Source organism: Cellvibrio sp. 25HG11W-0 (assembly GCF_057815475.1).
On the sequence record NZ_CM174230.1, the window covers coordinates 4,645,669 to 4,657,443 of the forward strand.

General features: G+C 44.7%; 6 protein-coding genes. 1 reads left to right on the forward strand and 5 read right to left on the reverse strand.

The genetic code is table 11. From position 1 onward, the window contains the following. The first annotated feature begins 133 nt into the window (after window positions 1-133). The gene (locus tag AC0KUT_RS19540) at window positions 134-2,074 is read left to right on the forward strand and encodes a putative bifunctional diguanylate cyclase/phosphodiesterase (protein ID WP_488832179.1); all 1,941 of its coding nucleotides are present in this window, start codon (window positions 134-136) and stop codon (window positions 2,072-2,074) included. A gap of 126 nt (window positions 2,075-2,200) precedes the next feature. On the opposite strand, the gene AC0KUT_RS19545 is transcribed toward AC0KUT_RS19540, so the two are convergent. The 5 genes from AC0KUT_RS19545 to AC0KUT_RS19565 all read right to left on the reverse strand — a co-directional run bounded on the left by AC0KUT_RS19545 (window position 2,201) and on the right by AC0KUT_RS19565 (window position 11,773). Further along, complete coding sequence (locus tag AC0KUT_RS19545) at window positions 2,201-3,562, reverse strand: MATE family efflux transporter (protein WP_488832181.1); 1,362 nt, start codon at window positions 3,560-3,562, stop codon at window positions 2,201-2,203. A gap of 228 nt (window positions 3,563-3,790) precedes the next feature. After that, entirely contained in the window at window positions 3,791-5,974 is a 2,184-nt protein-coding gene (locus tag AC0KUT_RS19550) for a cache domain-containing protein (protein ID WP_488832183.1), read from the reverse strand. Beyond that, window positions 5,971-7,173: an ABC transporter substrate-binding protein gene (locus tag AC0KUT_RS19555; protein ID WP_488832185.1), complete on the reverse strand. Its 1,203-nt coding sequence runs from the start codon at window positions 7,171-7,173 to the stop codon at window positions 5,971-5,973. The genes AC0KUT_RS19550 and AC0KUT_RS19555 overlap by 4 nt, the downstream gene beginning before the upstream one ends. 86 nt (window positions 7,174-7,259) lie before the next feature. Then, a complete protein-coding gene (locus tag AC0KUT_RS19560; protein ID WP_488832187.1) occupies window positions 7,260-10,382 on the reverse strand; it encodes a hypothetical protein in 3,123 nt (1,040 codons plus the stop codon). A 5-nt stretch (window positions 10,383-10,387) separates the two neighbouring features. Further along, the gene (locus AC0KUT_RS19565) at window positions 10,388-11,773 is read right to left on the reverse strand and encodes an ATP-binding protein (protein WP_488832190.1); all 1,386 of its coding nucleotides are present in this window, start codon (window positions 11,771-11,773) and stop codon (window positions 10,388-10,390) included. Between the last annotated feature and the right edge of the window lie 2 nt (window positions 11,774-11,775).

An 11,775-nucleotide genomic window follows, 5' to 3' on the forward strand; every position in this document is an offset into this window, starting at 1 on the left:
TTCGCGGATTATGCGCTCATCAACTATAACTACTAAGCCTTGACTGCATTAATAGCCTGTCATGAAGATCATACAACCAACACAAAATCACTTAATCGGCGCCCATCTGGCGCTCAACCCTTAGGCTGATCACGTGAAGAAACCCCCGCCATTTAGCCTAGTGCAAGACGACTTCTCTAAGCAGCGCAAGCTTCGCTTAGTGCAGGTATTGCGCGCTACACAAGCGGCCCTGTTACTGATCAGCATTATCACCCTCGTGCAAGCAAACATGCGCGAAGCCATTATCCTGATCAGTACCGGTTTATCACTTTTTCTGGTTGACTGGTTGCTTGTCAAAAATAAACTTCTTGCTGCGTCCTGGGTGCTGCTCAGCGTACTCACCTTTATGCTGACATTGATTGCGTGGCAGGGCAGCGGCTTGCGCGACATATCCACCATTGGTTTTTGTGGCGTGTTAATTTTTGCCGCGCTCCTTGGCAATAAACAACAACTTTACGTGCTCACCGCCATCATTATTTCCGTCTGTTTCGTCATTGCCTATAGCAATCACCTTGGGCTACATGTAAACCTGGTACAACCCACAACACTTGCAACCGGAATACAGATTACTATTGTTTTTTCGATCATCAGTTTTAGCGCCTCACTGTTAGTCAAAGACCACAACGCTGCGCTTGAGGAGTTGGCGCGAGAAAATGAGCGCGTCAAGCTGGCCAAGGTTCACATTGAGTACATGGCCATGCACGATGCATTAACCAATTTACCCAATCGCATACAAGCCCAAAAAAACTTTTCCCACATTATTGAAAATTCTAAAGCGCAAGGGAAACTCGTCGGTATTATTTTTATCGATCTGGATAATTTAAAACCAATCAATGACTCGCTTGGGCATCAAGCGGGCGATCATATACTCATGGAAGTTGCGGGCCGTCTCGTAGACTACACCGACAGAGAAGAACTCGTTTGTCGCTATGGCGGCGATGAATTTATTGTCTTTTTACCGAATATAGAAGACAGCGACGCTGCCTCTCAAGCGAGCCTCGACATACTTCAGTTAATTTCTGAAAACTATCACTACCGCAATATCGAAATATTTTGCACCTGTTCTATCGGCATCGCACTCGCACCACAAGATGGCGAAGACCTTGATACGCTGATTAAAAAAGCCGATATCGCCATGTATCACTCCAAAGATTCTGGGCGCAATAGTTTTCGCTTTTTTAATCAAGCAACTAACCACAACATGTTCGACCATCTCAATTTAATTTCAGGCATGCGCAAAGCATTAGCTGAACAACAATTTGAACTCTATTATCAGCCCAAAATCACCCTCGGTAATAACAAGCTCTGTGGCTTTGAAGCGCTATTGCGTTGGCAGCACCCCGAACAGGGTTTCATTTCACCAGCCACCTTTATTCCCCTCGCCGAATCATCGGGGCTAATTATTCAATTGGGTGAATGGGTGATAAACCAAGCCTGCCGCCAAGCAAAACTATGGCAGCAAGATGGCATTATTGATTTCAGTGTTGCCGTCAACATTTCGTCGATACAGTTCAAGCGTGGCAACATAGAGCACATAGTGCGCAATGCGCTCGCCGACGTAGATTTAGCCCCACAATTTCTAGAGTTAGAGCTCACTGAATCCTTGCTGATCGACGACAACGAGCGCATTGCCAGCACCCTCGCGGCATTGCGCAGTGAAGGTGTGCATTTATCAATAGACGATTTCGGTACAGGCTATTCGAACCTTGGTTACCTGAAGAAATTTGAAGTAGAGTCGCTCAAAATAGATCAATCATTTGTGCGCAAAATGGAAGATAAAAGTGATGATGCCGCCATAGTGCGCGCCATCATTCAAATGGCCACCAGCCTTGGGCTCAAAACTATTGCAGAAGGGGTAGAGGATGCTCCCACCGCCGCGCTCCTGCGCAGCTTGGGCTGCACTCAAGCTCAAGGTTACTACTGGGCACGACCGATGCCCGCGGCCGAGGCTAAAGCGTTTTGGTTAGAGTGGCAGACGGCGCATGAGCATCCTGCGATTGCCAAAAATAACAAACCCTCATTAGATAAACACTGAGAACGCAAAAAACTATGTTAGAAAAAATAGCTCGGTAAACATAGCTTGGTAAAAATAGACTCCCTGAACTTCAGTCTTCGCGTATAAAAATACGCAGTCATTTGCTCGGTACAGTACTCATCGCCATTAATGATGCGCTAAATTGTTCATCCATTTACGGCTGATAATCCGCTTCACAACGGGAATGAATTTCAGCGCATCTTCTAAGTACAACAAACAATACAAATACACAAAACTCACATCGGTAAAAAATACCGCTGCCACATAAATTGGCAAGCCAAAACCCCACATCACTATAGAGTCAGTAATAAGCGTAAAGCGGTTGTCGCCACCTGCGCGCAGCACGCCAATAATACGTGTCATATTGAGCACTCGCAGCCATACAAAAAAACAAAAAATACCGAGCGTGTTCATCATCAGATGCATAGACTTCGCATCTAACTGATCGAAGATCGAGAGTATCCACGGCCGCATAAACCAGAGCGCAACACAAAACATCACCAGCAGTCCTAGGGTCAATCGATCAAAAAATTTATAGAGTCGCCATGCTTCCTCATGGCGATTAGCCCCCAGTTCGCGTCCCACCAATACCGCCGATGCATTCGCCAACCCCACAAACAACGCAAAAAAAGCACTCTCTACCGGTACGATTACACCCATCACCGCAAGTGCTTCGGTGCCCGCAAAACCAGTAATTAAATGGTAGGCCGCATTACCCACGGCCCAAATCGCGTAGTTAGCAACCAAGGGAAGTGAAAATGCTAAGTAGCGACGAATATGAAATTTATCCATACCCTCGCGCAACTGTATAAGGTTTAACGCAAACAACTGCTTGCGCCAATAAACCCAACCCAAGACTATCGCCAGTTGTAGCAAGCGCGCGAACAACGTCGCCCAAGCCGCACCGGCAACCCCTAGGGCTGGCGCGCCCCAGTGACCGCCAATGAGTGCGTAATTTAATGCAATATTAGCCAAGGCCGCGCACACACCTGCCACCAAAGGCATAGTGGTCTGACCGAGGGCACGCAGAGAAGCCTCATACACTACAATCCACTGGGTGATTAACAATACCGGAGCCGTAATGATCAAATACTGCGCCGTTAAGAGCGTAACGTCGCGGTCGGGATTAATCCACTGCACCCACGTACTGGCGCCAAACCCAAATAGCAATGCCAAGGGCAGCATAATAGCGCTACCCACAAATAGCGTAACCGCTAAGGTTTTTTGGCTGCGATTGATATCGCCAGCGCCAAGATACTGCGCAATTAGCACACTGCACCCCGTCGCCAAACCGCTCATCAATACCAATAATAAAAAATGAATTTTGGCGGCCAGCCCCACTGCCGCTATAGCGCTTGAGCCTAAATCGCCCACCATAATTACATCGGCCATACCCAGCAGCGACTGCAATAGCATTTGCGCCGCTACCGGCAATGCCAACGCCATCACGGTAAACCAAAAGGCTTTATTGGCCTGCACTGACTGCATTAATTTTATTGAAAAAGAGGCCACCGAAACTCCGACAGAAAAAACACGAGGGAAAAACCAGAAAATACGCGGGCATTATAGAGGGGATTAGACGAAAGAATTGTTAATAAGTGGTAAGACAGCACAACCACTGCGACCCTAAGCTCGGTATAGCTAAAACCTAAATTGGCCACAGGGGAGAAGAGAAGGGCAGCACCAAGCCGCCGCACGCGAGAAAGATATTTAAACTTACCTAAAAGTCCATACAGTGCACAGAAATAGCGCTGCCGTTAGCGCGGGCCAATAGATTAATTTGGGTAAAAGGTTATCGTGAAACTGAATAAACCATATTTTTACATTGAGCGATAACAACACCGCATTGGTGGTAATCAACAAAATAACCACATAGGTAATGAGATAAAAATATTCCAAATAGACGACTGAATTTGCCGCTAACTCATTGCGCATCTGCACATGAGCAATCAGCGCCACAAAAAATAATGCTGAACAAGAGGCAACTACACCAGCCGCATTAAAACCTAAAAAATCCTTTTTCTCATGATCCGTCGACATAGTAATCACAATGGCATAAAGCATAAGTACCACTACCAACAGCGGAAATAAATGCGCTAAAAATGGATTAATGAAATTGCGCATAATTTCAATATTAAAATAAAGCTCCGGCACTGCACCACCCGAAGAACTATTGGCAGCGCCTAAACGAGTATTGTAATTATTTTCGCGCATTTCAAAATACGATCTATACAAGGACCAACCGGAGAGTACAAAATCTTTTTCTATGCCCGGCAGTGAGCGCGTATTAAGGCTATCGTAAGCTAGAAAATCAGGCACTAAAACAATATTTTCACCTAATTTCTCATGCCATAATCTAATCCATACTGATTGGCGATCTAACGGAAACTTATCCGGACTAAAATTTTCTCGCAGTGTCGTTTCAAAATACCAGCCTTTAAGCGTTTCTCCCTGATTGGTTTCCTCATAAGCCACACTGATATTCGTGGTAATAGCCTCAGGAAAAATAGTGCCAACAGCATAATCTGATTCCTGCCCCTCTTGATATCTATGCCAAATATAACCGGTGATATTTACATTACTTGCACTTAAGAACTCGATTGACTGAATGAATAAACCAACAGGAACATAGGTAGGGGCTTTGTCGTGAGATGCTAGCGAGCTCAGCGCGTGGTCGCGCTCATACTTTTCAACGATCGCTTTATTAGCCAGCACCGTGGTGTTAGCAGGTTTACTTGCAATTGAACCATATTCAAAAATCCAAATGGTGACCACGCCTAAGGAAAAAATACAGGTATAGACCGCCGTATCAAACCACAACTGCAGTTCAGATGTTCGCTTGCGCAGCAATCTAAGACAGGAAAAAAACAGAATTCCAATCATCACCAAGAGGCTAACCCAAGCCACAGGGTTATTGGCGGCCAAGATATGCCATGAGCGGTCACGACCTTTTAGGGCATCGGTATTATCTAGCTCTTGGGTAAGCCCATTAACTGTAGGAGGCCCATTAATGGCAACTGAGGTATTGGCAGAAATAGTCGTTTGCAAAATCCATTGCGTAGCGGCAAGAAGCTCACGATTATGCCAAGCTGAATCACCTGTCAGTATATTAATGCCCGCGCTGTTTTCAGCTTTTATAACAGTGTTATTCGCGAGCTGTTTAGTTATCTGTCTTATACCTTTGAGGCTGTAATAAAGTTCTTGGCCCTGCTGCGTATACAAACCCAAGTAATTATTATCCTTTAAATCATAGTGTTCGATCTGCTCGCTTAACCATTCCAAACTAATATCTACAAACACTAAGCCAATCTTTTCTTTGCTTTTATTGAATAGCGGAGCTGTATAGCGAATGACATGAGTATCCAGTGCGACGTCATAAAAGGGGGTTAACCATTGTCGCTCATGTTGTTGAGCTGCGCTATACCAGCTTTCGGGTACACGCTGCAAATCGTCATAATGTATATTCTGAGGCGCTAAATAATCATAGTAACTATCAAGTCGTTCAATGGCAGCACCAACTGAATTGGTACGAATGAAAGGTGCGTACAGCCGAAATTCAGTACCCGACTTAGCCGCATCAAACGCCAACCCTAAGCTAGTGAAGTCACTGTGCTTTAAATAGAAAGATTTTAATTGCGCTTCGAGATGACAGGGACTACAGCGAGCGTCGCTCAAACTGTCTGCCAGTTCATCGGCAATAGTTGCGACATAACTAATTTTACTAGAAAGATCTTGCGCTATAGATTGCGTCTGTTGTTCAGCCCAGCGTTGCGATTTCTGCAAATGTTCTTGATGCGTCCCATAGAGAAAGTAAGCTTGAATACACCCAAAAATAATCAACATACCGGTAACGCCAAACACACTAACCTTGAGCAAATTTCTTTTCTGTACAAGCGTCATGGCTGCAGTCCAATATTACTTTTATTCTGTTTTAATTTTGCCAACCACACAAAATCCATGATTTGCTGATCCACTGTCTTTTCTTTGACAACCGTGTAGCTAACAGTATCTTCTTGCCAGCTAGTTTCTTTAATCACATCAGCTGCGACTATAGCTCCCGTGTTAACAGGCATATTATGCAAATCTTCTGCAACATTTAGCTGTCGTTCTATATTCAATAGACTTTGGCGTAAGGCTTCGCTGTTAATATCACCTTTTATAGAGCGAAGTGCTTTAAATAACACCTCAGTTGCCAAATATCCTTCACGAGCAACTTCATTAAAACCTACGGCACCATTTAATCCCCCCTCTGTACTTACAGCGGGAACCACTTGACTCATATATACCTGTGCCGATGTGTCGCCTAATTGCTGTGCAAGTGCTGTTGCCCCCGTAAAGGACAAGCTATAAAACAGCGTGCTGGGTGACATAGGATGCGCAAAGTGAATAAACTTAGCACTGGACTCAGTCGCGCCTACAAGAATTACCGCCTTAGGTTTTGGGCTTCGCTCTATAAACGCCTTGAGTGCGTCGCTTATATTGAGCGTATTACGCTCATAGCGCATTTCAAAAATATTACGCGCGCAGTCGTTACAAATTTCACCAAGTGCCTTTGTCGTTGCTGCTAACCCCGCATTGCCAAAAGCGTCATTTTGCAAAAACAAGGCTATCCGCTTAACAGGAATTCCGCGCGCAATAACCTCATCAACGATTGTCTTCATTTCTTGATCGTAAGATGCGCGATAGTTAAATACAAAAGGCGCAGGAGGTGTTAGCCGTAAAATATTAGCGCCGGTATAGGCACCGTAATAAATAACCTGTGCATTATCAGCAATTTTCCACGCCCGCTCAGCCGTGGGTGTCCCTACATTACCAACTAAGGCAATAACGTGTTCCTGCACGATTAATTCGGTGGCATTAGCAGCGGCCACCTCAGGGTCATAGCTGTCATCCAATACTTTAAGATCAAAGCGAATACCCTGTGTGCGCCAAAAAGCCTGACAATTTTCCTCTGCCAAACGCCGCTGCACCCCCTTGAGCATAGCCAAACCCAAATGCTGCCCCGGTCCACTTAAAGCTGTACTCATACCTAGCTTGACCACACGCACTGGCGTACTCGGCAGACAATCTGCCTCTGCTGAGGCAGTGTAACTTGCCATGGCGGACCACAACCCAAGCACTATCATTATTATTCGTGTGCACATTAAGTTTATAACCCTAGCCTGAATTCCTTTTGAAAAGGAATTTACGATTTATCATTTGGTGTATTTTTTATTGCGCTAGTATCCATCTCATCTTCCACTAAATCCTCATCTAGATCCGAATTCAAGGTAATGCGCGGTGTAGCCTTTGCAATCACAATAGGCTGAGCAGCCAGAGCCCATTGTCGACTTGGCTTGCGTTGATTCAATGACTTCACATAGAGATATACCGCACGAATACTCAAGACCCACAACAACATGCAAAGCACACCTGTCGTCGATATTATGGGAAATAATGCATCTGCCACCAACAGATACACCCATAGTATGAGGGGAGGTAAAAGCAATATAAGCAACGGAATTGGCCGCGTAAGAGGACGCAATAAGCTAGGTAATTTTTGGCAATTATAGGGGAATAAATAAAACACTATGACCACTAAACATAAAGCCACCAACAGCCAAATATTTAACACACTGATAAATTGCCAGCGGTAGACACACAAATATTTATTCCAATAGGACTCGGCATAGCCGGGCGCAAATATTGTCGCAATATAGCGATTAAAGCCCTCATAGCCTGGTTGATCCCAACGCGGAATAGGCCAAAATGCAGCACCACCGAAGCTCTCATTAATGTAATCCAGTTTTTTAAAGCGATTATCACGTAGCAAACTATTATTGGCTGGCTGTTGCATGTCGGAAAAATCATCGATCATTAACGGCATAATCACTGCTCGACTGGTGGCATTAGTCTGGGCATATATTTCATCTAAAGAGTTGTAATAGGGGCTTTCAAGCAGCAGCACTATGATAGATTTTACTTTTTCTTGCATCTCTATCAACGAAAGATTCTGTTCAAACAACTGCTGTACATTAAGCAGCCGCTCTAGGTTTGCGCTATTAAATACACCTTTACTGTCAATAAAGCTCGATTGATCCACAACAAGGTTCAGATAGAAACTCTGCTCTATGCTGTGCCCTGTGTTTATTTCATCACTGGCTTCTTTCAAATCTGCTTTGAGCGCGACAAAGAATTTTTCAAACTCTTGCTGGGATTTCTCATCCGTCGGAAAATGCTGAAAGTAGAGCGTAACGCCATCACCATTGCGCGGCTGCCCAGTTAGCCCCAAAGAGCTGAGGGGTCGAAAGCGAGATGCAGGATCGCTAAGCTTTTCGCGCAAAAAATTAACTATATTCAAGCGCAAACTATTAAGCATAGGTGCAAGGCTACTCATCTCTGTAGGATCTTCACTGTTAAAATTATGCCAATCCTTATGAATCATCCAATCTACTTTGCTGCCGTAAGTTCGCGCCTTGCGAATAAATGCCTTAGCTTCGTCACTAGGATCTTGCACCAGTGTTTGTGCCTGATTTTTTGCTTTTATTTGCTGCAGTTGCCCGCTTCGATTAAAACTTAAACCAAAATAGGCAACACGATTAAAAGTACTAAAATCATATTTTTGCAACTCAGCAGTGGTATGCCAATAAGGGTAAATGCCATAAGCTGTCGTTGATGTCTGTTTAGGCACACAACCACAATCACTGCCATCCCACTGAATAGCTTGATGTGCATAGTCAGGCATGGGCTCGACATAGAGCGCATTTATTGCTGGCCTCAATAACAAATCATATTCAGCCGCAAGCTTTTCAAAGTGATAACTGCCACACACCTGTTCTGTTTTTGTTGACGGAGTAAGAACAGGAATAAAGCTAACAATTTCATCGGTTAATTCTTGGCGCTCTGCATCACTTAAACGCACCAAACTCACATCAATGGTTTTTGATTTGTCGAGCTTACAGAAATTTGAGCTTTTCATGATGACGCTTTGAATAGCCAGATGTAATAGCTCCCCTTCAGGAAACTCAACATCCTGCAAGCTACGCATAATTTTGAGTAATTGCGGCGGGAAGGACATGAGTGGATTTACCTTGCGGATATCCATATAGAGCGCTTTAAGCTTAGCGCGCTCAAATTGAATTGTTTCAACTTTGCTTGCCTGCAGAATTCTGTAGCGATTAACTGCTATGGTGGTTTCATTTAACGCTGAAGGCTGTACTGACATAACTCCAGACACATCGGCCTCTGGACTGAGTTCTTGAGTAAGCGCTGGAGTAGCCTCCTGATTCGTTGCGGCAATGGATTGATCAGCATTTTTATGCTCCACCTCTCGGCTCGATGAAGGCTTAGTAACAGTTGCCGTTTTTAGCTCAGAAAATATGGTATCAAGTGCGGCATTCAGTTCAGTTTCGCTAGTGAATACCGTCGCCGACAGCGCTTGTAATTTCACAAAAATTGCCTGATCTAAACCTACGTCTAACAATTGTGACAAGACCTCATCTGTCAGCTGGTATCGAACCGCAGTTGAATATAACTGTGGCAGCGGCTTGAGTACCATTGCTTGAATTGCAGGTGCCTGTGCAGCAACCGCTGAGGTTGCAGCGGCAGTTGCAGCAGCTGCACTGCCAAAACGTTGCTCCACCAAACTTAACAGCGCAACGCGTAAACTATCTGGCTGCGCTAAAAGTTCAAAGTCATCAGCGCGCAATACAAATAAACTATTCTCAGGGGCGTCAAGGCTCTTCACCTCAAGTGCGGGCTCAGGCTCAGCGGCAGCGGGAGGCGTTTTAAAACAGGCTAAGAGTGCCAATAGCTCTTGCTCACTGCCTCTGAATAAAATTTGGCTCGCATTTAGATTACAAGGGGAGGGCGTTGTAGCCCACCAATCAGTAAAAGCAGGGCTCACAATCTGTTGCATTTCTGTGGGGTACTGCTCTGCAAAGCCACTAATACGCTCTAACTGAAAGGGCCACTCAGCAAGAATATCAACAGCCTGCCCTAAAACAAAATTCCCACATAGGCGCTGCATCCAAGACCAGGTAATGGGCCCGAGCAAACCATCATTAAGCGGATTACCTTTTTGCTTAAATGCGGTCCGCCATTCTGCATCATTGTGATAAATAGCATACAAATCTGCCTGAAATTTATCGACCACCGGTTTAGGATAATGCTTATAAGGCACCTCGTAACCAAGACATTTAGCGGTGTTAGCTTTAAGCTCAGGAATATCCTCCGCTCTCGTCGCCAGCGCAACAATAAGCAATAAGATGCCCAATGCTATCGCAACATACTGAGCTATTAAGCCCTTAGGCGTGAATAATTTATTCATGGATGTCAGAGCGTACGCCCCTCCTTGAGTAATTCTTTATTGATGCCTTCAATAAGATCAGCCTGCGTAATCTGATTACGTTTGAACCGCGTTGCTCGAATAGCGGCATAACGCGCAACGTTAGTAAGCGACCCACCAGATAGTTCATACTTTTCTGCGAGCTGACCTAAATCGACATCTGTATCAAGCTGATTGATATTCGGCAATAATTTTTGCCATAACTGTAACCGCTGTACTTCATCCGGCAGTGGAAAATAGATAATCGATTGAAAACGACGCGCAAAAGCCTCGTCGATATTTGCTTTGATATTACTCGCCAAAATTACCACACCGGGGAAATCTTCAACACGCTGTAACAAGTAAGAAATTTCCTGATTGGCATGGCGGTCATTAGAGTTGCTGGTTTGAGTGCGTTTGCCAAATAATGCATCAGCCTCATCGAAAAAAAGTATCCAGTTTTTATTTTCTGCTTGATCAAATACATTAGCGAGATTCTTTTCCGTTTCACCTATGTATTTAGAAACGACCATTGATAGATCGATACGATAGACATCAACACCCGCATTAATCCCCAATAGTGTTGCGGTTAGGGTTTTACCTGTGCCGGGTGGCCCAAAGAACAAGCTGCGATAGCCCGCTTTTATTTTTTTCTCTAACCCCCAGCGCTCAACAATTTGCTGCTGATGCGTCAACCAAGTATTGAGATGATCAATCTCCTCCATCACCTCAGGTGAGAGCACCAGGTCATCCCAACTCAGGGGACTGGTAATCAACTTAGCGGGGAACTCAATACTGTAATCTGGCTTATGTTGTTGCCCCTGCGTGCAAAGCTGGAGAAATTCAGTTTTGATATTAATCACCGCATTTAAGAAAGGCTCTCCACCTTGATGCTCAAGCTGAATAATGCCGCGTCGAATAAAATAATGCTGATCATCAAACATCTGTTGCGCAGCAAAGCGCAGCGCTAAATCGTCACCAGCCAGAATGAAAACCGCTGTTTCTGCCGTGGGCAAAAAGCCTCCATAGTTTTTTATATGACGCCCACCAAACTCACTGTAAACACGCCCACTCACTGTATTTTGTGAAAAAAGAATATCTAAAATCTGCGGCCGAAGATGCGGAATTAAACAGAGTATTAACAGAATTCGCTCTGAAAATCCCATGTCGTACTCTCGCGCCAAGGATGCATAAGACGAATTACACTGCTGCAAATCCGGTGGTGTCAGCTCATACAAATTTCCTGCTGCTTCAATACTGGGATTAAAATAGCTTTCAATGCGGCGCCCGAGTACCGCACTAAACCAATCCAGCTCAAGCGCCAATGCTTCGGCATTAAGCTGACTATGATCAAGCACAGGGACAGCCACTACTGTTTCATTAAAAAATCCCATAG

Excerpts from the sequence above, each read along its gene's own strand:
- AC0KUT_RS19560 (WP_488832187.1), bottom strand. The coding sequence starts at position 10,382 with ATGAATAAATTATTCACGCCTAAGGGCTTAATAGCTCAGTATGTTGCG.
- AC0KUT_RS19555 (WP_488832185.1), bottom strand. The coding sequence starts at position 7,173 with ATGGCAAGTTACACTGCCTCAGCAGAGGCAGATTGTCTGCCGAGTACG.
- AC0KUT_RS19565 (WP_488832190.1), bottom strand. The coding sequence starts at position 11,773 with ATGGGATTTTTTAATGAAACAGTAGTGGCTGTCCCTGTGCTTGATCAT.
- AC0KUT_RS19545 (WP_488832181.1), bottom strand. The coding sequence starts at position 3,562 with ATGCAGTCAGTGCAGGCCAATAAAGCCTTTTGGTTTACCGTGATGGCG.
- AC0KUT_RS19550 (WP_488832183.1), bottom strand. The coding sequence starts at position 5,974 with ATGACGCTTGTACAGAAAAGAAATTTGCTCAAGGTTAGTGTGTTTGGC.